Raw genomic sequence first — 26,147 nt, forward strand, 5'->3', positions numbered from 1 at the left:
CCTACCTGCAGCAAGGTGCAGCTGGCCGCGCTGAACAAAGCCAGATGATAATGGCACTGAAAGCGCTCAAGGCAGCTCACACGCCTGTAGGAGCGGCCTTGTGTCGCGAAGGGCCGCAAAGCGGCCCCAAGATTCAGCAGCGCAACACAAATTGCTGGGTCTGCTGCGCAGCCCTTTCGCGACACGAGGCCGCTCCTACCTGCAGCAAGGTGCAGCTGGCCGCGCTGAACAAAGCCAGGTGATAATGGCACTGAAAGCGCTCAAGGCAGCTCACACGCCTGTAGGAGCGGCCTTGTGTCGCGAAGGGCCGCAAAGCGGCCCCAAGATTCAGCAGCGCAACACAAATTGCTGGGTCTGCTGCGCAGCCCTTTCGCGACACGAGGCCGCTCCTACCTGCAGCAAGGTGCAGCTGGCCGCGCTGAACAAAGCCAGGTGATAATGGCACTGAAAGCGCTCAAGGCAGCTCACACGCCTGTAGGAGCGGCCTTGTGTCGCGAAGGGCCGCAAAGCGGCCCCAAGATTCAGCAGCGCAACACAAATTGCTGGGTCTGCTGCGCAGCCTTTCGCGACACGAGGCCGCTCCTACCTGCAGCAAGGTGCAGCTGGCCGCGCTGAACAAAGCCAGGTGATAATGGTACTGAAAGCGCTCAAGGCAGCTCACACGCCTGTAGGAGCGGCCTTGTGTCGCGAAAGGGCCGCAAAGCGGCCCCAGGTCTCAGCAGCGCAACACAAATTGCTGGGTCTGCTGCGCAGCCCTTTCGCGACACGAGGCCGCTCCTACAAGAGCGGCGTCGGTAAGTCGTTTCAACCCAATGCCGTATCCAGAAACATCATCACCGCAAACCCGCCCATCAACCCCAGCGTCGCTGCGGTCTGATGCCCATTGCGGTGGGTTTCGGGTATCACCTCGTGGGACACCACGAACAGCATCGCCCCCGCCGCCAGCCCCATGCTGATGGGGTAGGCGAGGGCGAAACCTGTGGAAATCCCCAACCCGATCACCGCGCCCAACGGCTCCATCAGGCCCGAGCCAATCGCTACCAGCGCGGCCTTGAAGTTGGACAACCCGGTTGCGCGTAAGGCCAGCGCTACGGCCAGGCCCTCGGGGATGTCCTGAATGGCGATGGCGCTGGTCAGCGGCAGGCCGACATTCATGTCGCCATTGGCAAAGCTCACGCCAATAGCCATGCCCTCGGGCAGGTTGTGCAGGGTGATCGCCAGCACGAACAGCCATACCCGGCTGATGCGCTCGGCCTCAGGGCCGCAGGGGCCGGTGCTTTCGTGTTCGTGCGGGGTGAAGCGGTCGAGCCCGAGCATCAGCAGCACACCCAGGCCCATGCCCAGCACTACGGTAAAGGCGGCGGCCGGGCCGTTGCCGGTAATTTCGCGGGCAGCTTCAAGGCCGGGCAATATCAATGAAAACGAACTGGCGGCCAGCATCATGCCGGCCGCAAAGCCCAGCATCACGTCCTGGCTGCGGGCACTGACATCGCGCAGCACAACGGCCAGTACCGCGCCCAAGGCCGTGGCGCCGAAACCGGACAGCCCGCCGAGCAGCGCCAGGTGCAGGCTGTCGGCATGTTCGCCGTTGACGGCGTTCCAGAAACTCGCCGCCAGTAGCACGATGACCGCCAACAAGCTCACGCCCAGGCCCGCGCTGAGCCACGGGGTATTGGCCGCCTGCTGGCGCCAGGCGCTCAACAAGGAGGGCGAGGCGGGGGTTTGGGTATGGGCTGGGGGCATACGAACCTCGAATCTGTGAATGCTTGCAGTCTATCCAGTGACCGGCAGGGCAGGCCAAGGATTCCCTTCTATCGACGTGATAGCTGACTATGCTCAGCCACACTGACTTTCAACGGGGGGGTTGCCATGGGTTCGACGTTCAATGGGCTGGTTGGCCTGATCATTCTGGCGCTGGATATCTGGGCAATCCTCAATGTGATCAAGAGTGGCCGGGAGGTAGGGGTCAAGGTGCTGTGGATACTGCTGATCGCCTTGCTGCCGGTGGTCGGCCTGGTGATCTGGGCCATTGCCGGTCCCAGGGGCAATGTGCGCCTTGGATAGGGGCATTTTGCTCGCGCAGACAAAACCAGCAACAGCGCCGTGACAAAATTTTCACATTGGTTTAAACAGAATCCGCACCCGCACAATGCTGCGTTGGTCTAGCGCCGGCGCCATCCCGCAAACACGCAATCCTAGGATCTTCCCATTCATGGCTAACACGGATGCCTTGAAGCAACAGGGCGCGCGAGCTTTCTCGCCGACCTTGAAATCGCACTTGGCCTATACGCTGCTCAGTGCCTTGGTGATCATGCTGATGCTCAGCCTGGTGCGCCTCGCGCTGCTGGTCTACAACAGTGACATGATCGGCGACACCCCTTATTCCACCGTTGCCGAAGGCTTGTTCAACGGTTTGCGCTTCGACCTGCGCGTGGTGGTGTACCTGAGCATCCCGTTGCTGCTGGCAACGCTGAGCCCATGGGCCATGGCCCGGCGCGGCCTGTTCCGCCTCTGGCTGACCCTCACCTCGAGCGTGGTGATGTTCCTCGGCCTGATGGAGCTGGACTTCTACCGCGAGTTCCACCAGCGCCTGAACGGCCTGGTCTTCCAGTACATCAAGGAAGACCCGAAAACCGTGATGAGCATGCTCTGGTACGGCTTCCCGGTGGTCCGCTACTTGCTGGCCTGGCTGTTCGGCACCTGGCTGCTGAGCCTGCTGTTCAAGGGCATCGACCGCCTGACCCGTGGCGTCGGTGGCAGTGGCGTTGCCGTGCAGCGCAGTATTGCGCCGTGGTACCACCGCCTGGCCGTGTTCATGGTGATCCTGCTGGTGGCTGTGGTTGCCGCCCGTGGCACCCTGCGCCAGGGCCCGCCCATGCGCTGGGGCGATGCCTTCACCACTGACTCCAACTTCGTCAACCAGCTGGGCCTCAACGGTACCCTGACCCTGATCGACGCTGCCAAGAGCCGTTTCGGCGAGGACCGTGCCAACATCTGGAAGCCGGTGCTGGAGCAGAACCTGGCCACGCAGACCGTGCGTGAACATCTCCTGACCCCTTACGACACGCTGGTCGATACCGACGAGGCCGCCGTGCGCCGTGACTTCGTGCCGCCGGCCGAAGGTACCTTGCCGGTCAAGAACGTCGTGGTGATCCTCATGGAGAGCTTCGCCGGCCATTCGGTAGGCGCCCTGGGCAGCCCGAACAACATCACCCCGTACTTCGACAAGCTGGCCAAGGAAGGGCTGTTGTTCGACCGCTTCTTCTCCAACGGTACCCATACCCACCAGGGCATGTTCGCCACCATGGCCTGCTTCCCCAACCTGCCGGGCTTCGAATACCTGATGCAGACCCCGGAAGGCGGCCACAAGCTGTCGGGCTTGCCGGCGCTGCTGAGCGCCCGTGACTACGACGACGTGTACGTCTACAACGGTGATTTCGCCTGGGACAACCAGTCCGGCTTCTTCGGCAACCAGGGCATGACCACCTTCATCGGCCGCAACGACTTCGTCGACCCGGTGTTCTCCGACCCGACCTGGGGCGTTTCCGACCAGGACATGTTCGACCGTGGCAACGAAGAACTGGCCAAGCATGATGGCAAGAAGCCGATCTACGCGCTGCTGCAGACGCTGTCCAACCACACCCCGTATGCCTTGCCCAAGGACCTGCCGGTCGAGAAGGTCACCGGCCAGGGCCGCCTGGACGAGCACCTGACCGCCATGCGCTACTCCGACTGGGCGCTGGGCCAGTTCTTCGAGAAGGCGCGCAAGGAGCCGTACTTCAAGGACACCCTGTTCGTCATCGTTGGCGACCATGGTTTTGGCAACCACCAGCAGGTTACCGAACTGGACCTGGGCCGCTTCAACGTGCCGCTGCTGCTGATCGCGCCGGGTATCCAGGAGAAGTTCGGTGCGCTTAACCACACCGTGGGTACCCAGGTCGACATCGTGCCGACCATCATGGGCCGCCTGGGTGGCCAGGCACGGCACCAGTGCTGGGGCCGCGACCTGCTCAACCTGCCTGAGGGCGACCAGGGCGTTGGCATGATCAAGCCGTCGGGCAGCGAGCAGATCGTTGGCCTGGTGCAGGGTGACCGCATCCTCATCGAGTCCAAGGACATGACCCCGCGCCTTTACCGCTACCAGCTGGGCAGCGAGTTCAAGGCCGAGCTGATCGAAAGCCCCGACCAGCCGCAAATGCTCAAGCAGCTCGAAGCGTATATCCAGACCGCGACCAAGAGCCTGCTCGACAACACGGCCGGTGTGGTGCACGGTACACCGAAGTAACTTGCAAACAGGGCCGCCTGGCGGCCCATCGCCGGCAAGCCGGCTCCCACAGGGATCGCGCCAGCTTTTAGAGGTTGAGCAAGACAGTTGCTCCCACAAGGTAGGGCGCCGGCCTGCGGTCACCAGTGGCTGCAACTGACTGAACAAAACCCCCGGCTCACGGTCAAGCATTAACAGGCATCACCCCGGTGTTCTCTGCTTGAGAGGGCTATTCAATGAAAGAGTGGGAAGTCATCTTTGCCGACCAGAAAGGCGAGCCAATCACGCTGCTGATGCACGGCGAACAGTGCCCCAGCGAGGAAGAGGCAGCTCGTGCCATTCGTTCGCATCTTTTCCCGGTCATGGATGAACTGGACCTCAACGACTTCCAGGACCGGGCCCCATCCCCCACGGCACGTTGGCTCAAGGAGCAGAACGGCGTGGTCATCACCCGTATCCAGGAATCTTCCTGACCCGCGCGGTTGGCGTGGTGCCGTGCCAGGCACTACGCTAGTGGGAGGTGTTGGCCTGTTCTGCGGGGCTGCACCTGTCAATTCGCGTCTTGCATCAGCTCGAACTGCACGGCAATGCCGGCAGGTGCGTAGTGCACGGAAAGTCTATCCATTGCTTTATTCAGGAGGACGATTCATGAGCAGCCAGAACGACGATATCAGCAGCAATGTCCTGCGTCAGATGAAAGCTGGCGGTTTCGATTTCAGCCGTATCCATCCCATCGAGTTCTACGCGGTATTTCCAGATGAAGCCGGTGCGCGACGCGCGGCCGGGCAGTTTCGCGGTGAGTCGCTCAATGCTCAGGTGCGAGAACGGGGTGATGGTGTGTGGCACCTGGAACTGAGCAAGATCATGTATGCCACCTATGGTGGTATCGGGGACTTCGAAGAGGCGTTCGAGCAGGTCGTGTCACCCTATGGCGGCGAAGTAGAGGGGTGGGGCGTCAAGCAGGAACGGCCGATAGCCTGAAACCCACTGGGGCTGCCTTGCAGCCCGATCCAATCGCCGGCCAGCCGGCGATTGGCCTTCAAGGCCTACGCTTGGCCATATGCCCCAGATAAGCCAGCAGGGCATCCAGTTCCTCTTCACTCAAAACACTTTCGGCAAACCCCGGCATCCGCGCCTGTGGCCACTGCCTCAAGCTTTGCGGGTCACGAATGTACTGGCGCAGGAACCCCGGCTGGAAATACTCGGTCGGGTTATGCGGCACATTCAGGTCCGGGCCGAACTGGGCATCCCCCGCACCGTTGAGCCGATGACAGGCCAGGCAGTTCTGCTGGAACAGGGCAAAGCCCTGGCGCACCGGGTCTTCGGCCGGCAGCTTCGGGTCAGGGAGCAGCGCCGGGAAGCGTTGTTCCACCGCCGCCAGGCGGCGGATGGTGGCGATCTGAAACGGCCATTGCTCGGGGCGGATGCCGCTTGCCTGTGGGGCGGTCCACACCAGGTAGAACGGCCCGGCGCTTGGCTTGCCGTTGCCCAGTGCCGGCCACGGCGCGGCGGGGTCTTCGATGGCCAGCCAGGCGCGTGCCGGGCCCTCTTGCAGCAACGGCGCGGCCGGCATTTCGGCAGCGAAACCGTCCAGCGCCACGGCCTGCAGGTGATCATCTGCCTTTATGCCTTGCAACAGCGTGGCCAAAGGCACCGCGCGGTAACGCATGGGCCGTTTATAAGAGACGTCCTGCTCGATGTTTATTTCGCGTGCTTGCGGCATGCGCAGCAAATCTGCGCTGTCCAGAGTGCGCGACGAGCCGTCGAGTTCCAGGTGCAGTTGGGCCGCCGACAGGGGCAGGCTGAGAAGAAGGGCTAGCAGGGCAAAACCTAGGCGCATGGGCACGCTCCGACCGTCATGGCCGGCAGGTTACCTGTGCGTTGCCCCTTGAGGCCACTGCCATCGTCATCCGAACAAACGTGTCAGGTTCGGCAAGATCAACAGCAACGTCGTGGCGAATAAAATGAGCCCAGCTTGGCGAAGTTTCGATTGTCTGAACATGGCGGACCGCCTTCTTGTTGTTATTCCTGAATACCCGTTGGCTTCCTTGTCGCACTTCGGGTCGATCACCGCAGCGTGCCTGCACGCCCTACCACTTACCTCTTTGCATCGATATACAACCAACAGTAGGGTGAACGTCATCCATGTTTAAGAACCCTTTGTTCTATTAAAGCTGAAAATCGATTGTTTGATGATATGAGGCAAAAAGCCAGCCCTCTGGCACGCTCTGGCTAGACAGTGGCGCAACACCCTGCGCCTACCCGACAAAATGTGACCGTTCGTCAGTGCAGCCTACTTGCTTGTACGTGCCTTTCACGGCAGTCTCTACAGCTGATTCCCACCCATGTCGTTCAGGACTATCCCTATGTCGTTACGCATCTGCATCCTTGAGACCGATGTCCTGCGACCGGAGTTGACCGCGCAGTATCAGGGCTACGGCAGGATGTTCGAGCAGCTCTTCTCGCGGCAGCCGATCGCAGCCGAGTTTCGTGTGTACAACGTGATGAACGGCGATTACCCCGCCGACGATGAACGTTTCGATGCCTACCTTGTGACAGGCAGCAAGGCGGACTCGTTCGGTACCGATCCATGGATCCAGACCCTCAAGGCGTATTTGCTCAAGCTTTACCAGCGCGGCGAAAAGCTGCTGGGTGTGTGCTTCGGCCATCAGTTGCTGGCGTTGACCCTGGGTGGCAAGGCCGAGCGGGCCGACAAGGGGTGGGGCGTTGGCATCCATCGCTACTCGCTGGCGGCGCATGCGCCATGGATGGACCCTGAGGTTTCCGAGCTGACCCTGCTGATCAGCCACCAGGACCAGGTGACCGAGCTGCCTGAAGGCGCCACGGTGATCGCGTCGAGCGATTTCTGCCCGAATGCGGCGTATCACATTCGCGACCAGGTGCTGTGCTTCCAGGGGCATCCGGAGTTTGTCCACGACTATTCGCGGGCCTTGTTGGATGCGCGTCAGGAATACCTGGGGGATGAGGTTTACCACAAGGCAGTGGCTAGCCTGGCCACTGAACACCAGGGCGACCTGGTCGGCGAGTGGATGATGCGCTTCATCCAGCAGCCAGCCAAGGCCAGCGACAGCGCTGCCTGAACCACAGGGGCTGCAAAAGCAGCCCCGACACGCTAAAGCCAGCCGGAGCGCTTGAAACTGGCGAACAGGCCGGTGCATCCCAGCCCGATCACCGCCAGTACCCCGAAATACCCGTAATGCCAGCCAAGCTCCGGCATGTTCTGGAAGTTCATCCCGTAGATCCCGGCAATCGCCGTGGGGAAAGCCAGAATCGCCGCCCACGCTGCGAACTTGCGCTGCACGATGCTTTGCCGCCGTGACTCCAGCAGCATGCCAATCTCGATGGTCTGGCTGGCGATGTCGCGGATCCCGACCAAATCTTCCATTTGCCGCGTCACGTGGATCTGCACGTCGCGAAAGTAGGGGCGCATGTTCTTGTCGATGAAGGGGAAACTCAGGCGCTGCAGCTCCTCGCTTATCTCCACCATCGGTGCCACATAGCGGCGCAGGCGCAAGATGTCACGGCGCAGGCTGTGCAGGCGGCGAATGTCGTCTTCGAGCAATGAGCCGGTGAGCACGCTCTGCTCCAGCTCTTCGATCTCGCCATGGATGGCTTCGCTGACCGGTTGGTAGTTTTCGGTAACGAAGTCCAGCAGTGCGTAAAGCACGAAATCTTCGCCGTGCTCCAACAGCAAGGGGCGCGCCTCGCAGCGTTGGCGCACCAGGGCATAGGATTTGGAGTGGCCATTGCGGCAGGTAATGATGTAGCCGTTGCCGGCGAAGATGTGGGTTTCGATGAACTCCAGCTTGCCCTCATGGCGCACGGGTGAATAGGTGACGATGAACAGCGCGTCGCCGAAGGTTTCGAGCTTGGGCCGGCTGTGTTTCTCCAGTGCGTCTTCAATGGCCAGTTCGTGCAGGTTGAACTGGCACTGCAGGTTGGCCAGTTCTTCGGCATTGGGCTCTTCCAGGCCGATCCAGACGAAATGCCCGGGCTTGCGCGCCCACTCGCTGCCCTCGTCGATGCTGATGTTGGTGACTTTTCTGCCGGCGCTGTACACCGCCGATGCCACGACTCGACCCATGGTTATCCACTTGTCCGGTTGCACACGGGTTACAGCTTGGGCTGTATGGGCCTTGAGGGCAACCTAGCGTTTGGCCAGCTCGCCTTCCATGTGGTCGATGCACTGCTGCATCTGCCCGCGGCACTGCTCGATCAACGTTGGAATGTCTTGCTGGGTCAACCCTTCGGTGTTGATCGGCGGCAGTGAGCGCACGATCACTGTGCGGCGCCGCCAGCTGTTCAGGCCCAGGCGCCGCGCATAGCGGCTGACGCACACCGGCACGATTGGCACGCCCGCTTCGAGGGCCATGTGGAAGGCGCCTTTCTTGAACGCCAGCAATTGGTCTTCGGGGTTGCGCGTGCCTTCCGGGAAAATCCAGATCGAGGTGTCGTCACGCAGGATGCGCGTGGTCACCTGCATGGCCTTGCGCGCCTGGTAAGCGTTCTTGCGGTCCACCAGTACATTGCCGCCCAGCCAGAACAACTGCCCGAACAGCGGGATCCAGCCGAGGCTTTTCTTGCCGATGGCGACAGTGCGCCGGGGCACCACATGGCCGAGGATGAACAGGTCGAAGTTGGACTGGTGGTTGGCAATGATCACGCAGCCGGGTGGCTGGTCCCACAGCGGGCCGACTTCGGCCTCGACCTTGATGCGCAGCAGCCAAGTGGCCGGCCGGCTGTAAAGGCGGGCGAAGATGCGGCTGTTGTCGCGATTGAAGGGGCGCAGCAGGCCGATCAGCAGGCCAATGGCCCCGACCAGCAGGAAGTGCAGCGCCAGCAGGAGCATGCGAAGGCAGTAAAGCATGGTACGACTCACACCAGACAGTCGCGGTGCAGTGTACGGCTGTGCACTGGGTTGGGCAAACCTTGGGTTCGCCGTAATGGCCCTAAGGGCGGCGTACCGGCCAGAGGGCCTCCAGGGTCAACCGAGCGGGTTCTGGTCCAGCTCGATCGCCTCATCCAGGGCATCCAGCAGGCCCTTGCGCACCTTCAGCTTGGTGTTCTTGTGCGCCAGCATGTTCAGCTTCTTCAATTCACGCGCAGCGGCCAGTGCGGTGTCGAGCAACTGCTCGGCCGGCACCACCTTGTCGAGGAAGCCCGCTTGCATCGCGCCATGTGGGTCGAAGATTTCGGCATTGTTCACCGAACGCTGGAATGCTGCGCGGTTCAGGCGATCGCGGGCCAGTTCGATGCCGGCGTGGTGCATGGTCATGCCGATCTGCACTTCGTTCAGGCAGATCTTGTAAGGCCCCTCGACACCGATGCGGTAGTCGGCGGACAACAACAGGAAGGCGCCCTTGGCCACGGCGTTGCCGGGGCAGGCGACAATCACCGGGAACGGGTGAGAGAGCAGGCGCCGGGCCAGGGTGGAGCCGGCGGTGACCAGGCTGATGGCTTCCTTGGGGCCTGCGGTCATCACTTTAAGGTCATAGCCGCCGGACAGGATGCCTGGCTGCCCGGTGATGATGACCACGGCGCGATCTTCCTTGGCGCGGTCCAGGGCGGCGTTGAAGGCAGTGATGACATCCGGTGAGATGGCGTTGACCTTGCCGTTGTTCAGGGTCAGGGTGGCGATGCCGTCTTCGGCGTGGTAGGTAATCAGCTCGCTCATGACAGAGTCCTTTAGGTGGCGTGGCGACGACGTTACCCAGCGCTGCGGGCCAGGTAAAGCAGCAAGGCTGACCAGCCAGTCAGCGACTGGCCCTCATGCCTTGCGCAATCAGGGCAGGGCGGCCGGGTGCGGTAAAAGCGCTGGCGAGATTGGCGGCTTTGCCCTGGCAGCCTCGGCTTTTCCGTGGTTTGGCTTAAATGCATGAAAAAACTGAAAAAAATGCTTGCCAAAGAAAAGGTCTTCTACTAAATTAGCGCGCCTCGACAGGCTGAATGGCTTGAAGAGAAAACGGTGAAGTGTCCGAGTGGTCGAAGGAGCACGCCTGGAAAGTGTGTATACGAGAAATCGTATCAAGGGTTCAAATCCCTTCTTCACCGCCACATTCTACGAAGAGCCCCCAAGCCGAAAGGTTTGGGGGATTTTTGTTTTTACGGTTGCGCTCGGTGGGCGTTTTGCAGCCTGGCCATTCTGGCCAGCATGCGATTATGGCGCTTAGGTGGGCGTGGCCTGTAGTTTATCGACTACCTGAACCCAGTCAAAAGGCAGAAGGTCGGCATATACAAGCCCTGCGTTACGGATCGCTTGTGCAAATGCGCGCTGTGTTGCGGCAGTCGCCAAGCTCATATTCGCATCCACGCCAACGTCAGATACCGTTCGCGCTACTTCCTCCATCTCCTCTGCGCGTCTGAAGCCATGTTCGGCGACTCGGCTGATGAGATAGTGCGCAAGTGTTCCGTCCCAGCCTGAGCCAGGAAAGCTTTCATGCAGTGAAGCGAGTACGAAATCCTCTGCGCCATATTGCCGCGCAGTGGCCATGCACTCGGTTGTCAACGCTTCAAGCCCTTTGATCATTATGCTGCGGCACATCTTGATGGAAGACGCCACACCAATGGTGTTTGCTACGGTTTGAACATTCAAGCCGAGCCCCTTTAGCGCAGTTTCGAGTTCAAGTGCCCGAGGGCCGCCCAGTAGCATGGGGGTTTTCAAGCGCTGTGGCGGCAGCGGTGCCATGACTGCCGCATCGACATAGTCCACACCATGGTGCGTTGCGGCTTGGTGCGCTGCTTTTTTTGTTGCTGGCGCCACAGAATTCAGATCCATGAAAACTTGCCCGGATCTGAGCTGTGGCATGAGGTGCAGGGCGACCTCAAGGGCGGCACCGGCGGTCACTGCAGACATGACCAGGTCGGCGCCGTCACTGGCATCGATAGCCGAAGCACAAAGCCTGACCCCACATGCCTGTGCCTTTGTCAACAGGGCGCCGCGACAAGCTTCATCTTGCTGAAGCTTGTCGTATACCTGCACATGGACACCCTGGCGGGCAATATCTTGGGCGAGTATCGCACCGGCCTCGCCAAAACCAATCAACCCCAGCGTTTTGATGTACATCACGGGCTCCTCGTAATCGGTTGCCTGAAAAACGACACGTTCTGTTCGCAAAGTTTCAGGAGAGAAAGGGGCTGTTTACTTGAATGCAAGCGAGTAGTTGAGGATCAAGCGGTTCTCGTCGATGCCACGGTTGATATCGCTTCGGTAAAGGGCGTTACGCCAGCGAATCGAAAAGCCTTTGAAGTGTGGAATCTCGTAGGTCACATCCACGTCGCGCTCCCACTCGCCGCCGCCGCCTCGCTTGTCCAGATGTGTCCCCTGGGTATAGCTGGTATAAAAGCTCAACCCGTGCACACCCAGGTGACTGAAGTCATAGCCGTAGCGAAACTGCCAACTGCGCTCACCTGCTTCTGCGAAGTCGTGGTATTGAACGTAGTTGGGCAAATACGGGTTATTGATGTAGGGGAAGCCGGTGTCACCTTCCATATGCTGATAGGTGGCAAGCATGCTGTGGCCATTGTCGAGTGTGTAACTGACCAGGGCGGAGTAAGCCTCGTTGTCAACACGACCGGCCTTGGCATTGCCTGCTTCATGGCTGAAGAAAGCCCGCAGGTCCAACTCGAGCCACCCACGGCCAAGCTTTCGGCGCTGGGTCGCGCCGAGAAAGTGCTGCGCGTAAACGTCCTCGAGGCCACCGTGGTAGTAGCTGAGCGTCAGTGTTGGGTCGGGCTTGTAGCTCGCGCCAGCGTACCGGAAGTGATTACCAACGCCGGCGGTTGAGTAACGGCCGTTTTTTGCCGCCAGCATGATGTGTTGTTGGTCGGTGGAGTCGGGGCTGGTTGTGCGGTTGAATTGCGCCATGTTGACGGTCAGCCCGTCAATTTCGCTGGAACTGATCTGCGTCCCTTGGAAGGACTGCGGGAAAAGCCGGCTACCATTGAATTGCAAAACCGGTACCTTGGGGAGCGCGATGCCGTAGCGCAGTTCAGTCCTCGACACTTTGACTTTCGCTGCTAAACCGCCCTTGGAGTACTCTTCAACCGCCTCTCCCGATGCAGTAGTTGGCAGAAGCCCGCTTCCCGTCCGATCTGCACTGGAGTCGAGACGGACGCCGAGATAGCCCAGTGCATCCAGGCCAACGCCGATATCTCCTTGGGTAAATCCAGATTCATAGTTGAGCAGAAATCCCTGTGCCCATTCTTCCCGCTTTGATACACCCGTACCGTCGCGAAAGTCTGCGTTGTAATAGAAGTTGCGGATATCCAGGCGTACCTTGCTGTCTTCGATAAAGCTGGCGGCCAGCAGGGGTGTGACACACGTCATCCCCGCCAGCGTTACGGCGTAGCGCAGTTTGGAATTCATTATTGTTTTCTCCAGGGCGCAGCAATCCTCGGCCCTGTCGGCAGGGCCGTGGAGGTCAAGCAGTGGGGATCAGTGTTTGGTGGGGTGCAGTTGCTGGTTCAGCTTGCCGCGATCCAGTTCTTTTTCCCAGGCGGATACAACCAGTGCTGCGACACCATTCCCGACGAGGTTGGTCATCGCCAAGCCAGTGCCCATAAAGCGGTGGATGCCCAAGATCAGCACCATTCCCGCAACGGGCACAACGGGCACGACGAGCAAGGTACTGGTCAACATCACGAACGCAGCCCCCGAAACCCCGCTGGCACCTTTTGAACTCAGCATGGCAACAATGATCAAGGTCAGTTGCTGCCCCCACGTAAGTTCAATGTCGAGTGCTTGAGCAATGAACAGAACAGCCATGGTCAAATAGATGTTGGTGCCGTCCAGGTTGAAGGAATAGCCGGTGGGTATTACCAGGCCGACGACCGATTTCGAACAACCGAGTCGTTCCATCTTCTCCATGATTTGGGGGAGCACAACTTCAGATGAACTGGTGCCCAGTACAATCAGTAGTTCATCCTTGATATACGAGACGAACCGCAGGATGCTGAACCCGCAAAGCCTTGCAACGAAGCCCAACACCAGCACGATGAAGAATATGCAAAGCACATAGAAGCTTGCGATCAATTTGAGCAGCGGCAGCAGCGATGCGGCGCCATACGTGCCAACGGTAAACGCGATTGCACCAAATGCGCCGACTGCTGAAAACTTGGCGATGATATGGACAATACCGAAGAACACGCCCGAAACGCCTTCGATCATGGTGTACACCGGCTTACCTTTATCCCCCATTGCGGACAAGGCACAGCCAAAAAGTACTGAAATCAGCAGAATGCACAGGATGTTGCCATCTGCCAGCGCTGAGACGAACGTATTCGGGATGATACTCATCAGGAATTCGACGATACCCAGGTGCTGCGCTTTCTCAGCAAAACCTGTCACTGCAGAGGCATCCAGTGAATCAGGGTTTACGTGAAACCCGGCGCCTGGGTTGAACAGGTGGCCGCCGAGTAACCCTATGACTAGCGAGACGGTGGAAATTATCTCGAAGTAAAGCAGTGCCTTGCCTCCCACACGACCGACCTTTTTCAGGTCTTGCATGCCCGCGATGCCGGTCACTACGGTACAGAACACCACAGGGCCGATGATCATCTTGATAAGCTTGATGAACGCATCACCCAATGGTTTTAGTGAGGCGGCGAAATCTGGCCAGAAATGTCCGACGAGCCCACCCAGGACAATCCCCAGCAAAACCTGGAAATACATCGCTTTATAGAAGGGCTGTCGTGTGCGGGCCGCGGGCTTCAGTTGCGCGGCAGGGTGCGTCGCTTCGGTCGAAGTGTTCATATCGATTCCACTACCTGATTGTTTTTGGAGTTGGTGTGGTCGAGCGCTGAAATCAGCGTCCGTAAAGCTTCAGGGGGTTGTCGATCAGTAGCTTCTGACGTGTCGCTGGATCCGGGCAGAAGCGGTACATCAGATCGACAAGCCCCCCGTCATTGGGCATGTCCTTGCTGATGTTTGGATGAGGCCAGTCAGTACCCCAGAGCACACGCTCCGGCGCCGTCTCGATAAGCGACATGGCGAAGGGGATAGCATCATCAAAGGGTTTGCGCCCCGCTGAGACCCTTTCGGCGCCACAGACCTTCACCCATGCCAGCGGATTGTCCATCAGCTCAAGCAACGTCCGAAACGGCGCTTGATCGAGGCCGTCCTGAGCCTTGATCCGGCCCATGTGGTCTATTACGAACGGCACTTGGATACGTGCCAAGCGATCGGCATAGGTGACGATGTCCTGAGCATCCAGGTGAAGTACCACATGCCAGCCCAAGGGTTGGATACGTTCCAGTGCCTGGTCGAAAATGGCAAGGTCGGGCGCACCGCCCAGGTGAGCGACGAAATTGAACCGTACTCCCCGAACCCCGCAGGCGTCCATCCGCGCCAACGCCTCGTCAGTCTCGCTGCCGTCGATGATTGCTACGCCTCGATAGCGCCCGGCACTGCGGCCAATTGCATCTAGCATCGCGCGGTTGTCTGAGCCGTGGCAGCTGGCCTGAACAATAACGCCGCGTTCGAAGCCAAGGTGGTCATGAAGTTCGACAAGCTGCGCGAATGCAGCGTCTGGTGGGGTGTAGCTGCGGTCTTCGGCGTAGGGGAATTGCGCCGCTGGCCCAAATACATGGCAGTGAGCATCCCAAGAACCAACAGGCAGGGCCTCAACAGGCTTGGTGGGGAATGGGTCGGGTGGTAGGCAGCTTTTCATGGCACGTCTCTATCGGTTGTCGTTGGTAAGTCCTCAGCCATCTTGACGCTCAAGGAGCCATGCAACAATCGACAGGTCCCACTAGCAGTTATGTGGTTTTTGCATGGCTTGATCGCGCATTTGATGTTTGACCACGGCCAAGGTCATCGAAGCCAGGCGTGTCAATGGTCTCTGATTGGTTGTGGCGACGAACAGGTGGGTATTGATAGTGGGCTCGACGATTGGGGCCGATTGCAAACCTAGGGGGACGTAGGAACCACTGAGTGCCATTCGTGACAGAACGGCAAAACCGGCGCCCGCGGCGACCAGGTCTATCAAAGAGGGAATGCCGTCTATTTCCATGTGTACGTTGAGTTCTACATGATGCCGTGCAGCTTCCGATTCGATCAGCCGCCTGAGAGAGTGTGGCTGGCTGGGTATGATCAGTGGGTAGTCACCGAGGGTGGCCAGCGGCACCGCTGGTGCGAGGCATGCCCCGGCAGCACCAATCAGCCAAAGGGGTTCGGATTGAAGCGGCTCAAAATGCAGTTGCGCGTTTTGCGCGGGGTTGTACAGCAGCGCAAAATCCAGGCGGCCCAACAGCAGCCACTCCCTCATTGAGTGGGACAAGCCTTCTTTGATGCCCAGCGAGCACCCGGGAAACGCCTTCTGAAACGCTGTGACAATACCAACGGTATGGCGCCGCGCAATACTAGGGGGGAGGCCGATCACCACCTTGCCAGTCAATGAGTCACGCTGTTCTTGCAAATCCTCGCGGGCGACTTGTACTTGACGCAAGATGCCCTGGCCATGCTCGAAAAGCCGGGTGCCAGCAGGGGTAAGGGTGACGCCTCTACCGTTGCGCAGTAACAGGTGTTGCCCAAGCTCCAGCTCCAACTGGCGCACTTGACGGCTTACGACCGACTGGGACAGGTTCAGTGTCGCCGCCGCCCTGGTGAAGCCACCAAATTCAGCGACGCGTACAAAGCACTCCAGTTGCTTGAGATCCACCCGATACGCCCCCCGCATCCAAAACATTATTCTGTTGGATTCATCTTGTTTTGCGAAGGGCGAATCTGTTGATCAAAGCCATGGGCGGGTGAGCAATGCGTGCTCACCAAGCGGAATATCCCGCTTTCTGACATACGCCGCCAACGGTGTCTAGAAACTCACCGAAGCCGACACCCGTGCCGTCCTCGGCGCGCCCTGGAACAGGTAGTTGTCCCCCAGGTAATCCCCCACATCCCGCCAGTAGCGTTTGTCGAACACGTTATCCACGGTCAGGCGCAGCACCGTGTCATAGCCGCCGATACGCGTGCGATAGCGGCTTCCCACATCAAACACGGTATAGCCGCCCACCTGCACATTCCCCGCCTGGCTCGCATACTTGCTGGCGCTGTAACGTGCCCCGCCCAGCAGGGCCAGGCCCGGCACCGGCAGGCTGTAGTCGGCTTGCAGGGCTGCGCGCAGGCGCGGCACGTTGATCGCCTGATGGTCTTCGTAGGCATCGGTACCGCTGTTCTTCACGCGCGCGCGAATCGCTGCGGCGCTGGCCTGGATTTGCAGGTTCGAGGTTACCCAGCCGCTGGCGCCCAGTTCCAGGCCGATGTTCTTCTGCTGGCCCTGCTGCACGTAGGTGAAGCTGCCGTCGCCTTCAGGGCGGGCGTATTGATAGGCCTGGCGGATCTGGAACAGCGCGGCGCTGAAGCTCATGCCCTGCCAGTCGCGCTTGATGCCCAGCTCAAGCTGATGCGACAGGGTCGGGGCGAGGATTTCTGCCGCGTTGCTGGCGTACCAGGGCGCGGTACCCCCTGCGGAAAGGCCCTTGGAGTAGCTGGCATACACGGTGGTGTCCTGGCGCGGCTTGTAGATCAGCGCGGCATTGGGCAGCAACTGGTACTGCCGGGTATGGCGCCCGGCCCGGCCGTTTTCGTCCCAGGTCTTTTCGTCCAGGCGCACTTCGCGGGCGCCGAGCACGGCCTGCCACTGCTCGCTGAAGGTGATGCGGTCGTTGACGAACAGGCCGTACTGGCGGCTGTCCAGGCGCCGCTCGCTGGCACCGACCGGCAGGTCCGATGGCGCCACGGCGGGGGCGCCGGTGTAGATGTTGCCGCTACCGACCAGCTGGTTGTAGTAGGGGCGCTGATCCAGCGTGCGGCGTTGTGCGCTGGCACCCACCGTCAGCTCATGGCTCACGCCGAGCGCGTCGAAGTGGCCGTCGAGCATCGCTTGCGCTTCATCGGTGCGGCGGGTGTCGTCAGGGCTGCGGAAGTCGTAGATGTCGTAGTCGCCTTCCGGGCTGAAGTGCGACTGCCAGCCGTCTTCGCTGCCCCAGGCGAACGAGCTGTAGTCATCGATCACCACTTTGCTGCGCGAGGCGCTCAGGGTGCCGCTCCAGGTATCGTTGAAGCGGTACTGGAAACGCCCGCCCAGGTTCAGTGAATCGTTCTGCACCGGCTTGGCCCAGTGCTGGTAAGCCAGGCGGTCATCCGGGTCGATGCCGTGCGGTACTTCGCTGCCGCCAAGCAGTTGATAGCCCGGCACCGAGCGCTGTTCGCGGTGCTGGTACTCGGCATCGAGCTGCAAGGTGGCATCGGGGTTTATCAGCCAGTCGAACGCCAGCGAGGCAAAGTCGCGCTTGCCATCGGCATGGTCGACGTACGAGCGGATATCTTCGTGGGCGAGGTTGGCGCGCAGGCCGAACTGCCGTTCACTGCCAAACCAGCCGCCCAGGTCGGTGGCCAGGTAGCGCTCGCCCTGTTCGTTGGTCGATACCGTTACGCTGCGCACATCCTCGGCGCGCTTGGTCACGTAATTGATCAGCCCGCCAGGCGCCGATACGCCACTGTGCAGGCCCGACAGGCCCTTGAGCAGTTCGACTTGCTGCTTGTTTTCCAGCGCCACGTTCTGTTCGCCGGCGATGGTCTGGCCATTGATGCGGTAGCTGCTGGCGGCATTGAGTTCGAAGCCGCGCACGTTGAAGTTTTCGTAATAGCCGATCGGGGCGTAGCTTTCGCCGACCGAGGCATCACTTTGCAGCACTTCGCTGAGCTTGCGTACCTGGCGGTCTTCGATCAGTTGCTGGTTGAAAACACTGACCGACGCCGGGGTATCGAGCACGGGGGCTGGCTGAAACCCGCCTGCCGCGGCTTCAGTTACCTGATAGTTGTCGTTGCCGTAGGTGTCGGAAACCTCTACCGGGGCGAGCGTGACACTGTCTTGAGCCAAACCGTGGGGGCTGTGCAGGGCCAGGCCCAGGCTGAGCAGGCTCAGGGGCAGGCGGGGGTGTGGCAGGGGCATGCTGGGGTCCTTGAGCGGTGAGCACGCACGGGCCCATTCGCGGGTAAGCCCGCGAATGGGCCCGTGCAGTCAAAAAACGCTCATGTTATCAGGCGCGTATCACCCCGTACGCCTGAAGTTGTTCAATCCCCTGCAGGCGGGTGCCGATGCTGGCGCCAGCTGTCATCGATCTTGGACCAGGTCTTGCCATCGGTACTGGCCATCAACTTGCGGCCGTCCTTGAACGTCGCAAGGAAGGTGGCTTCTTCCTCCTTGCCGCCAAGCCATAGCCCGGCCAGCAGGCCAACCGGGCCGGCCACCAGGGCGCCGGCCATGCCCCAGCCGAGCGCGGTACCCAGGCTGCGATTGGATTCCAGGCTGGCCAGGCGCAGGTCGCTGATGCGGGTAAGGGAAATCCGCTCGCCAGGCGAGGGGCTGCGCGGGGTCTTGAGTGTGAGCGATCCATTGCGATACTCGCCTTCACCTTGCAAGAAATCGCCGGATTGCACCGTGAGCCTTGTCATTGAGTCGTCCTGTCAGTAAAGGGGCTTTGATCAATCCCTACTGAAGCGCCGGCGCGACGGGCAAGTCAACGAGCAGGCGACGGAGGGTTGCGGTGTCATGCCGCACAGGCCTTTACGGCGCGCTTGCGCTTGTGCTCGGCCCAACCCCACACCAGCAGCGCCAGCGCCCCGATCAGCAACCCTGCCGTCACGATGCCCATCCAGCCCTGGTACTGGAACAACTGTGTGCCCAGCAAGGAGCCTAGGGCGCCGCCGATGAAATAACAGGTGATGTAACCGGCATTGAGCCGGGTACGTGCTTCGGGCCGCAAGGCGATGACTGCATTCTGGTTGCTCACATGCACCAGCTGCACGGCCAGGTCCAGCACCAGTACGCCGAGCAGCAAGGCCAGTAGCGAGCTTTCGGCGAAACCCAGCGGTATCCATGACAACAACAGCGCTACCAGGCCCACTGTGGTGCCCAGCGAGCCTCTGCCACGGTCAGCCAGGCGGCCGGCCCAGTTGGCCGAAAGCGCACCTGCCGCGCCGGCAAGGCCGAACAGGCCGATAACCGCGTCGGAATAATGGTAGGGCTCACGCGCCAGCAGAAACGCCAGCGGCGTCCAGAACAGCCCGAACAGGCTGAACGCCAGCAAGCCCAGCAGCGAGCGCAGGCGCAGCACTGGCTCCTCGATGAACAGGCGGAATACAGAACCGATCAGTGCCGGGTATTTCAGCCCGGCATGGCTGTGGTGTTGTGGCAGGCTGCGGTACAGGGCAAAGGCGGTGACGGCCATCAGCACCGCAGCCAGCACATAGATGCTGCGCCAGCCACCCAGTTCGGCCATGAAGCCGGCAGCGGTACGCGCCAGCAGTATGCCCAGCAGCAAGCCGCTCATCAGCGTGCCCACTGCGCGCCCGCGCTGATGCGGCTCACTCAGCGTGGCGGCCATGGGCACGAGGATCTGCGCCACCACCGAAAACAGCCCGGTGAGCGCGGTCCCCAGGATCAGCCAGGGCAGGCTCGGGGCGCAGGCGCTGATCACCAGGCCCAAGGTGGAAATGACCGACATGATCACGATCAGGCGGCGTTGCTCGAACAGGTCGCCCAAAGGCGCCAGCAGCAGAAGGCCCGCGCCATAGCTGAGTTGCGCGGCAATGACGATGCTGCCGGCGCTGGCGGTGCTCAGGCCGAACTGTTCGGCGATGCTGTGCAGCAGTGGCTGTGCGTAGTAGTTGCTGGCCACGGCCAGGCCGGTGGCGGTAGCCATCAGCAGGATCAGGGCGCGGCTCAAGATTGGGGTGTTCATCAATTTCTCGGTGCGGGCAAGGTAAGTGGCGTTCAGTATCTGGGCGGCTCAGGCTGGACGCCAGCGTGCAAACCGTTCGATCAGGCCGCAAAGCCACCGTCGGCTGTAAGGCTCGCACCGGTGATGTACCCCGCCTCAGGCCCCGCCAGGTACGCCACGAAGCTGGCAATTTCATCCACCTGCCCGTAACGCCCGATCGCCATCAAGGGGATCAGGCTTTCGGCAAACTCGCCGCTGGCCGGGTTCATGTCGGTATCCACCGGCCCTGGCTGCACGTTGTTCACGGCGATGCCCTGTGGCCCCAAATCGCGTGCCATGCCTTTGGTAAGGCCGACCAATGCCGACTTGCTCATGGCATACGGCGCTCCGCCAGCAAACGGCATGCGCTCGGCATTGGTGCTGCCGATGTTGATGATGCGCCCGCCCTGGCCCATGTAGCGGGCGGCGGCCTGGCTGGCGACGAACACGCTGCGTACGTTGATGGCCAGCGTGCGGTCGAAGTCTGCCAGGTCGAATTCGGTCAGCGGCGCCACGGCCAGTACGCCTGCATTGTTGACCAGGATATCGAGGCGGCCGAAGGCCTTTACGGTGTCGTCCACTGCCAGTTGCACGGCGGCGGCGTCTGCGCTGTCTGCGCGCAGGGCCAATGCCTGGCCGCCAGCTGCTTTGACTTCTGCTACCAGATCGTTGGCCGGGCCTTCGGAGCTTGCGTAAGTGAAGGCCACCTGGGCGCCCTCACGGGCCAGGCGGCGGACGATGGCAGCACCGATACCGCGTGAACCGCCCTGGACCAGGGCTGCTTTGCCTTCGAGGGTAAATTGCTTGGACATGCTGATCTCCTGCTGGAAGCAAGGCTGAATACCTTGGATGGGCGCAGTATCGACCGATGATTACCTGCTGATAAGATGGCAATCACTATTGGCAGAGTAAACCTTTGGTTGGCAATCATGGCCATGGAGTCGTTCAACGCCCTTGAGTGTTTCATCCGCAGCGCCGAGGTGGGCAGCTTCGCGGAGGCGGCCCGCCGTTTGAGCATTACCCCGGCGGCGGTGGGCAAGCATGTCGCCCAGCTTGAAGCGCGCCTCGGTGTGCGGCTGTTCCAGCGTAGTACCCGCAAGCTGACCTTGACCGAAGCCGGGCAGCGTTTTTTAGGCGAAGTCAGTGACAGCTTTCGTACCATCCAGTACGCCGTGGCCAACCTGGCCAGCGCCGAAGGTCAGCCGGCCGGGCTGTTGCGGGTGAGTATGGGGACGGTGTTCGGCAGGCTGTATGTACTGCCGTTGCTGGGTGAGTTCTTGCGGCGCTACCCGGCGATCACCCCGGACTGGCATTTCGACAACCGTCAGGTAGACCTGATCGGCCAAGGTTTCGATGCGGCGATTGGCGGTGGTTTCGAGCTACCGCTGGGGGTGGTGGCGCGCCGGCTGACCCCTGCGCATCGGGTGTTGGTGGCAGCCCCAGGGTACTTGAGCCAGCACCCCGTCATTGAAGACCCGCAGGTACTGGGGCGCCATGCCGGCATCTTGATTCGCTCACCGCAGACCGGCCGTGTGCGGTCGTGGCCGTTGACCAGCCGTTGGCAGGCGCAGCAGCCACTGCTATTGCGCCAGGCAATGACCATGAGCGACTCGGATGCAGCCTGTGCCGTAGCCCAGCAGGGGTTGGGCATTGCATTGGTCAGCCTGCCGTTTGCCGTGCCTTACCTGCAGGCGGGCCAACTGCAAAGGGTGTTGCCGGACTGGTATGTGGATGATGGGCATATCAGCCTGTATTACGCCGAGCACAAGCTTCTGCCGGGCAAGACCCGGGCGTTCATCGAGTTCGTGCAGGAGCAGTTCGCCCATGGCGGGCTGGCGCGCAAATTCGATGCTCTTGCCGGTTAGTCGGAGGCTGGCAGGGCCGGCCTCATCGCCGGCAAGCCGGCTCCCACAGGTACCCCGCTGCTCTCAAGCTCAGCGCAAACCCAGTGGGAGCAACTGTCTTGCTCAACTTCTCAAAGCTGGCGCGATCCCTGTGGGAGCCGGCTTGCCGGCGATGGGCCGCAAAGCGGCCCCAGATGCTCGCTGGTCCCGTCGAGCGCGCTCGGGCTATTACAGCTCCGCTATGGGGCTGCTGCGCAGCCCATCGCCGGCAAGCCGGCTCCCACCGCGGCCGCGCACTTCTTCAGCCCTGCGCTTTACCTGTGTAAGCAACCGTCTTGCCCAATTTCTAAAAGCCGGCGCAAACCCTGTGGGAGCCGGCTTGCCGGCGATGGGGCCGGTTCAGGCAACCTCGACGATGAAGAACAGCTGGGCCCCAAGGCTGACCTCGTCATCGACCTTTTTACCGACCAGTTGCTGGCCTAGCGGTGAGCGCGGGGTAATGACCGTCACCAGTGCGTCTGCCTCGCCAATCTTCAACCCGGCCGCTTCCGGCCCCAGGAACACCTGCCGCTGAGCCCCCGCTTCATCTTCCAGAATCACCAGGCTGCCGATCTGTATCCCCCGCGCCGGGTCATAGTCGCGCAGCACCAGTTGCTGGTAGATCAGCAGTGCCTGGCGAATCTCGGCCGTGCGCCGCGCCTGGCCGGTGGCCAGGTAGGAGGCCTCGAGGCCAAGGGTGTCGTACTTGTTTTCGGCGATATTTTCTTCGGCGGTGGCGGTTTCGTAGGCGGTTTGCGCGGCGCGGCGCAATACTTCCATGTCGGTTTCCAGGGCTGCAACGATACGCGTGAGCAGGGTGGCCTTGTCCATGATCAGTAACAGAACTCCAGCACGTTGGCCTGGCTCTTGTCGGTCGGCGCAGTGCGGTTCTGCGACAGCCAGAACTGGCACTTGGGGCTGTTGAGGTTGCGTGGGTTGCCTTGCGCGGCCTCGGCCGCCTGCTGCAGCTCCTGCTTGTGCAATATGGCCTTGTAACGCTCGAACATCTCGCTTTGCGCATCCGCCGGTTGCGCCGGCGGGGCCGGGGGCCGGGCAAGGGCGGGGGCGACTGCCTGGGCCACTGGCTGCACTTGCTGGGGCCACAGGTGGACGGCCAGCCACAGGCTCAGCGCGATGGCCACGGCACCCAGCCACAGGCCCAATGCCACACACAGGGTCAGTTGCACAGGCTTGAGGGTTATTTGCAGTTCACGGTGGCGGGGCATGGCGGCCTCCTGGCAGGCGTTATGTGGGCCATTGTCGCACGGCATCGGGCGGTTTTTCAGCGTTGGTGCTTTTGTCGGCGACAATTTAACCGCAGAATTCGTGATTTTGCGCAGGGCGAGGGCAGGGCACATGAACGTCACCTGGGACATTTTCTGCAGTGTCGTGGACAACTACGGTGATATCGGCGTGACCTGGCGCCTGGCCCGGCAGCTAGTGGCCGAGCACGGGCTGGCGGTGCGGCTGTGGGTGGACGACCTGGAGGCTTTCGTGCCCCTGTGCCCAGGCGCCGACGCCGGCGCCGCGCGGCAATGGCAGCAGGGCGTCGAAGTGCGCGCCTGGCCTGGCGAGTGGCTGCCGGTCGAGCCCGCCGATGTGGTGATTGGTGCCTTTGCCTGCCAGTTGCCCGCACAGTACGTCGAAGCGATGCGCGCCCGCCCCACACCAATCCTTTGGCTTAACCTCGACTACCTGAGTGCCGAAGACTGGGTGGAGGGCTGCCACGGCTTGCCGTCGCCGCAGCCCAATGGCCTGCGCAAGGTGTTTTTCTTCCCAGGCTTTACCGAGAAGACTGGCGGGCTGCTGCGTGAGGCTTCGTTGCTGGCGCAGCGGCAGGCCTTCGAGCAATCTGCACAGGCGCGAGCTGCCTTCCTGCAAGGCCTGGGTGTAGACGTGCAGGCCGACGCGCAACTGGTCTCGCTGTTCGCCTATGAAAACCCGCAACTGGGCAGCTGGCTCGATGCTTTGGCCACGGAAGCCTGTGCCACCCATCTGTTGGTACCGCAGGGTCGGATTCTCCCGGACCTGGCCAATTGGCTGGGCGAGCCGGGGCTCAAGGTCGGCGACGTGTTCCAGCGGGGGGCGCTGAGGGTGCAGATCCTGCCGTTCGTCAGCCAGGACGACTATGACCGCCTGCTGTGGTGCTGCGATTTCAATGCCGTGCGCGGCGAAGATTCGTTCGTGCGCGCGCAGTGGGCAGGCCGGCCGATGCTTTGGCACATCTACGTGCAAGAGGAAAACGCCCACTGGGAAAAGCTCGACGCGTTCCTGCGCCTTTATCGACAGGGCCTGTCGGACGCTGCCGGCGAGGCGATGGTGGCATTGTGGCGCGCCTGGAACATGAACCACGATATGCACCAGGCCTGGCAAGGGGCCCGTAAACACTGGCCAGAACTGCAGCAGCATGCCCGTGAGTGGGCGGCGCGCCAAGCCGCTCGGCCGGACCTCGCCAAGGCGCTGGTACAGTTTTACCGAAATTGGCTATGATATGCGGCCTCGATTTTTATAAATCCATCCAGATTCGGATACTTCGTAATGAAAACTGGTAAAGAACTGAAACCCGGTACCGTACTGCGGATCGACAACGACCCGTGGCTGGTTCAGAAAGCCGAGTTCACCAAATCGGGTCGCAACAGCGCGATCATGAAGACCAAGCTGAAAAACCTGCTGACCGGCTACAAGACCGAAACCGTTTACGGTGCGGACGACAAGCTGGACGACGTGATCCTGGATCGCAAAGAAGCGACCCTGTCGTTCATCAGCGGTGACTCGTACACCTTCATGGACACCACCGACTACACCATGTACGAGCTGAACGCCGAAGACATCGACGCCGTTCTGCCGTACATCGAAGAAGGCATGGAAGACATCTGCGAAGCCGTCTTCTTCGAAGGCCGTCTGGTATCGGTAGAGCTGCCGACCACCATCAGCCGTCAGGTTGTCTACACCGAGAACGCTGCGCGTGGCGACACCTCGGGCAAGGTCATGAAGCCTGCCAAGCTGAAGAACGGTACCGAGATCCAGGTTGCCGACTTCATCCAGATCGACGAGTGGATCGACATCGACACTCGCGACAACAGCTTCAAGGGCCGTTCCAAGAAGTAATTTTTCTTGTGATGTGCACAAAAAACCCGGCCTCGGCCGGGTTTTTTTGTGCCTGGTGTTACACCGTCACATGCAATCGCACATCTACATTGCCGCGGGTGGCGTTGGAGTAAGGGCATACCTGGTGCGCCTTCTCCACCAGCCCTTCGGCTTCGGCCTGGGCCAGGCCCGGCAGGTTGATGTGCAGGTCGATATCCAGGCCGAAGCCACCGGGAATCTGGCCAATGCCCACCTTGGCGGTGATCGAAGCGTCGCCAGGCAGTTGCTTTTTCTCCTGGCCGGCGACGAATTTCAGTGCGCCGATGAAGCAGGCCGAATAGCCGGCAGCGAACATCTGCTCAGGGTTGGTGCCGTCACCGCCCGCGCCGCCCAGCTCCTTGGGGGTGCTCAGCTTGACTTCCAGCTTGCCGTCGCTGGAGCTGGATTTACCGTCGCGACCGCCAGTGGAGGTGGCTTCTGCGATGTACAGCGGAGTGACCTTGTGCATATTGAGCCTCGCTAGTGTGCTGTGCGCCCCGTGTGTGCCGGGTGCATCGGGTGGGTACGGGATTTAAATTAGCGCGCAATTAGTTAGTGCGCAAGATAAATCTTCACCGCTCGTCTGAGCGGGCATTGCACAGCATAGCCGTCAGAGGTTCTTTTGCAGGCTGTCGCGCAACTCCAGCAGGTCTGCCTGTAGTTGTTGCAGGCGCTCCAGGCTGCGGCCGCTGGCCTTGAGAATGCACTGTGGCACCTCTTTGGCCTGCTGCTGAAGGGCGCGCCCCTTGTCGGTCAGTTGCACCAGCACCACCCGTTCATCCTCACGGCTACGGGTTCGCTTGAGCAGGCCTTCGCTTTCCAGGCGCTTGAGCAAGGGAGTGAGGGAGCCGGGGTCGGTGAGCAGGTGCTGGCTGATCTCGCCCACGGTCAGGCCGTCCTGTTCCCACAGCACGAGCATGGCCAGGTACTGCGGGTAGGTAAGGCCCAATGCCTGAAGCAGGGGCTTGTAGACCTTGGTCATCAGCAACGAGGTGGAGTGCAGGGCAAAGCAGACCTGGTTGTCCAGCAGCAGCTCGTCGCAAGAAGCTTGGGTGTCGGCGTTCATGCAGGTCCTTGAATGTGATCAATGGAGAAAT

The 26,147-nt window shown here is 61.1% G+C and carries 26 protein-coding genes and 1 tRNA gene; 9 read left to right on the plus strand and 18 right to left on the minus strand.

Annotated elements, in window-relative coordinates; all coding sequences use genetic code 11:
- Nucleotides 1–804 precede the first annotated feature (804 nt).
- Nucleotides 805–1,743: a ZIP family metal transporter gene (locus JET17_RS07305; RefSeq protein ID WP_012313357.1), complete on the minus strand. Its 939-nt coding sequence runs from the start codon at nt 1,741–1,743 to the stop codon at nt 805–807.
- Nucleotides 1,744–1,869: 126 nt separating this feature from the next.
- On the opposite strand from JET17_RS07305, the gene JET17_RS07310 reads away from it, so the two are divergent.
- The 4 genes from JET17_RS07310 to JET17_RS07325 all read left to right on the plus strand — a co-directional run bounded on the left by JET17_RS07310 (nt 1,870) and on the right by JET17_RS07325 (nt 5,245).
- The gene (locus tag JET17_RS07310; RefSeq protein WP_012313358.1) at nt 1,870–2,064 is read left to right on the plus strand and encodes a PLDc N-terminal domain-containing protein; all 195 of its coding nucleotides are present in this window, start codon (nt 1,870–1,872) and stop codon (nt 2,062–2,064) included.
- A gap of 148 nt (nt 2,065–2,212) precedes the next feature.
- On the plus strand, nt 2,213–4,285 hold the full coding sequence (locus JET17_RS07315) for an LTA synthase family protein (protein WP_012313359.1): 2,073 nt from the start codon (nt 2,213–2,215) through the stop codon (nt 4,283–4,285).
- 215 nt (nt 4,286–4,500) lie between these two features.
- Complete coding sequence (locus JET17_RS07320; RefSeq protein ID WP_012313360.1) at nt 4,501–4,737, plus strand: hypothetical protein; 237 nt, start codon at nt 4,501–4,503, stop codon at nt 4,735–4,737.
- Between the two features lie 175 nt (nt 4,738–4,912).
- Nucleotides 4,913–5,245, plus strand: a complete 333-nt coding sequence (locus JET17_RS07325) for a ribonuclease E inhibitor RraB (RefSeq protein ID WP_012313361.1) — start codon at nt 4,913–4,915, stop codon at nt 5,243–5,245.
- Between the two features lie 58 nt (nt 5,246–5,303).
- On the opposite strand, the gene JET17_RS07330 is transcribed toward JET17_RS07325, so the two are convergent.
- Nucleotides 5,304–6,104 carry a cytochrome c gene (locus JET17_RS07330; protein ID WP_012313362.1) on the minus strand — a complete coding sequence of 267 codons (801 nt, stop codon included), beginning with the start codon at nt 6,102–6,104 and terminating at the stop codon, nt 5,304–5,306.
- A gap of 526 nt (nt 6,105–6,630) precedes the next feature.
- Here JET17_RS07330 and JET17_RS07335 point away from each other — a divergent pair.
- Complete coding sequence (locus JET17_RS07335) at nt 6,631–7,365, plus strand: amidotransferase (protein WP_012313363.1); 735 nt, start codon at nt 6,631–6,633, stop codon at nt 7,363–7,365.
- 32 nt (nt 7,366–7,397) lie between these two features.
- Here JET17_RS07335 and JET17_RS07340 read toward each other — a convergent pair whose 3' ends face one another.
- The 3 genes from JET17_RS07340 to JET17_RS07350 all read right to left on the minus strand — a co-directional run bounded on the left by JET17_RS07340 (nt 7,398) and on the right by JET17_RS07350 (nt 9,959).
- On the minus strand, nt 7,398–8,369 hold the full coding sequence (locus JET17_RS07340) for a magnesium and cobalt transport protein CorA (RefSeq protein ID WP_012313364.1): 972 nt from the start codon (nt 8,367–8,369) through the stop codon (nt 7,398–7,400).
- A 63-nt stretch (nt 8,370–8,432) separates the two neighbouring features.
- Nucleotides 8,433–9,152, minus strand: coding sequence for a lysophospholipid acyltransferase family protein (locus tag JET17_RS07345; protein WP_012313365.1), 720 nt, complete (start codon nt 9,150–9,152; stop codon nt 8,433–8,435).
- A gap of 117 nt (nt 9,153–9,269) precedes the next feature.
- Entirely contained in the window at nt 9,270–9,959 is a 690-nt protein-coding gene (locus JET17_RS07350) for a crotonase/enoyl-CoA hydratase family protein (protein WP_012313366.1), read from the minus strand.
- A gap of 290 nt (nt 9,960–10,249) precedes the next feature.
- Here JET17_RS07350 and JET17_RS07355 point away from each other — a divergent pair.
- A tRNA-Ser gene (locus JET17_RS07355) sits at nt 10,250–10,339 on the plus strand.
- Between the two features lie 112 nt (nt 10,340–10,451).
- On the opposite strand, the gene JET17_RS07360 is transcribed toward JET17_RS07355, so the two are convergent.
- The 9 genes from JET17_RS07360 to JET17_RS07400 all read right to left on the minus strand — a co-directional run bounded on the left by JET17_RS07360 (nt 10,452) and on the right by JET17_RS07400 (nt 20,853).
- Complete coding sequence (locus JET17_RS07360) at nt 10,452–11,348, minus strand: NAD(P)-dependent oxidoreductase (RefSeq protein ID WP_012313367.1); 897 nt, start codon at nt 11,346–11,348, stop codon at nt 10,452–10,454.
- Between the two features lie 75 nt (nt 11,349–11,423).
- The gene (locus JET17_RS07365; RefSeq protein ID WP_012313368.1) at nt 11,424–12,650 is read right to left on the minus strand and encodes an OprD family porin; all 1,227 of its coding nucleotides are present in this window, start codon (nt 12,648–12,650) and stop codon (nt 11,424–11,426) included.
- A 69-nt stretch (nt 12,651–12,719) separates the two neighbouring features.
- Nucleotides 12,720–14,036, minus strand: coding sequence for a dicarboxylate/amino acid:cation symporter (locus tag JET17_RS07370; RefSeq protein WP_012313369.1), 1,317 nt, complete (start codon nt 14,034–14,036; stop codon nt 12,720–12,722).
- A 52-nt stretch (nt 14,037–14,088) separates the two neighbouring features.
- On the minus strand, nt 14,089–14,952 hold the full coding sequence (locus JET17_RS07375) for an amidohydrolase family protein (RefSeq protein ID WP_012313370.1): 864 nt from the start codon (nt 14,950–14,952) through the stop codon (nt 14,089–14,091).
- A gap of 81 nt (nt 14,953–15,033) precedes the next feature.
- The gene (locus JET17_RS07380) at nt 15,034–15,942 is read right to left on the minus strand and encodes a LysR family transcriptional regulator (RefSeq protein WP_042111905.1); all 909 of its coding nucleotides are present in this window, start codon (nt 15,940–15,942) and stop codon (nt 15,034–15,036) included.
- A 150-nt stretch (nt 15,943–16,092) separates the two neighbouring features.
- A complete protein-coding gene (locus JET17_RS07385) occupies nt 16,093–18,231 on the minus strand; it encodes a TonB-dependent siderophore receptor (RefSeq protein WP_012313372.1) in 2,139 nt (712 codons plus the stop codon).
- 122 nt (nt 18,232–18,353) lie between these two features.
- Nucleotides 18,354–18,734 carry a hypothetical protein gene (locus JET17_RS07390; RefSeq protein WP_012313373.1) on the minus strand — a complete coding sequence of 127 codons (381 nt, stop codon included), beginning with the start codon at nt 18,732–18,734 and terminating at the stop codon, nt 18,354–18,356.
- 95 nt (nt 18,735–18,829) lie between these two features.
- On the minus strand, nt 18,830–20,023 hold the full coding sequence (locus tag JET17_RS07395) for an MFS transporter (RefSeq protein ID WP_012313374.1): 1,194 nt from the start codon (nt 20,021–20,023) through the stop codon (nt 18,830–18,832).
- Nucleotides 20,024–20,103: 80 nt separating this feature from the next.
- Entirely contained in the window at nt 20,104–20,853 is a 750-nt protein-coding gene (locus tag JET17_RS07400; protein ID WP_012313375.1) for a 3-oxoacyl-ACP reductase family protein, read from the minus strand.
- A gap of 117 nt (nt 20,854–20,970) precedes the next feature.
- Here JET17_RS07400 and JET17_RS07405 point away from each other — a divergent pair, with 117 nt between their 5' ends.
- Nucleotides 20,971–21,906 (plus strand): LysR family transcriptional regulator, encoded by a 936-nt coding sequence (locus tag JET17_RS07405; RefSeq protein WP_042111251.1) that lies wholly within the window; start codon nt 20,971–20,973, stop codon nt 21,904–21,906.
- A 378-nt stretch (nt 21,907–22,284) separates the two neighbouring features.
- On the opposite strand, the gene JET17_RS07410 is transcribed toward JET17_RS07405, so the two are convergent.
- Together JET17_RS07410 and JET17_RS07415 are read right to left on the minus strand one after the other, a co-directional pair.
- Nucleotides 22,285–22,755 carry a GreA/GreB family elongation factor gene (locus JET17_RS07410; RefSeq protein WP_012313377.1) on the minus strand — a complete coding sequence of 157 codons (471 nt, stop codon included), beginning with the start codon at nt 22,753–22,755 and terminating at the stop codon, nt 22,285–22,287.
- Nucleotides 22,756–22,757: 2 nt separating this feature from the next.
- On the minus strand, nt 22,758–23,150 hold the full coding sequence (locus JET17_RS07415) for a hypothetical protein (RefSeq protein WP_012313378.1): 393 nt from the start codon (nt 23,148–23,150) through the stop codon (nt 22,758–22,760).
- 130 nt (nt 23,151–23,280) lie between these two features.
- On the opposite strand from JET17_RS07415, the gene earP reads away from it, so the two are divergent.
- A complete protein-coding gene (gene earP / locus JET17_RS07420; protein ID WP_012313379.1) occupies nt 23,281–24,414 on the plus strand; it encodes an elongation factor P maturation arginine rhamnosyltransferase EarP in 1,134 nt (377 codons plus the stop codon).
- 48 nt (nt 24,415–24,462) lie between these two features.
- Nucleotides 24,463–25,032, plus strand: coding sequence for an elongation factor P (gene efp, locus JET17_RS07425; RefSeq protein ID WP_012271109.1), 570 nt, complete (start codon nt 24,463–24,465; stop codon nt 25,030–25,032).
- Between the two features lie 58 nt (nt 25,033–25,090).
- Here the strand turns inward: efp and JET17_RS07430 are convergent, their stop codons facing one another.
- Nucleotides 25,091–25,519, minus strand: a complete 429-nt coding sequence (locus JET17_RS07430; RefSeq protein ID WP_012313380.1) for an organic hydroperoxide resistance protein — start codon at nt 25,517–25,519, stop codon at nt 25,091–25,093.
- 141 nt (nt 25,520–25,660) lie between these two features.
- Complete coding sequence (locus JET17_RS07435) at nt 25,661–26,116, minus strand: MarR family winged helix-turn-helix transcriptional regulator (protein WP_012313381.1); 456 nt, start codon at nt 26,114–26,116, stop codon at nt 25,661–25,663.
- Nucleotides 26,117–26,147 lie beyond the last annotated feature (31 nt).

Source organism: Pseudomonas putida (assembly GCF_016406145.1).
In the GTDB taxonomy this organism is placed as follows: domain Bacteria; phylum Pseudomonadota; class Gammaproteobacteria; order Pseudomonadales; family Pseudomonadaceae; genus Aquipseudomonas; species Aquipseudomonas putida_E.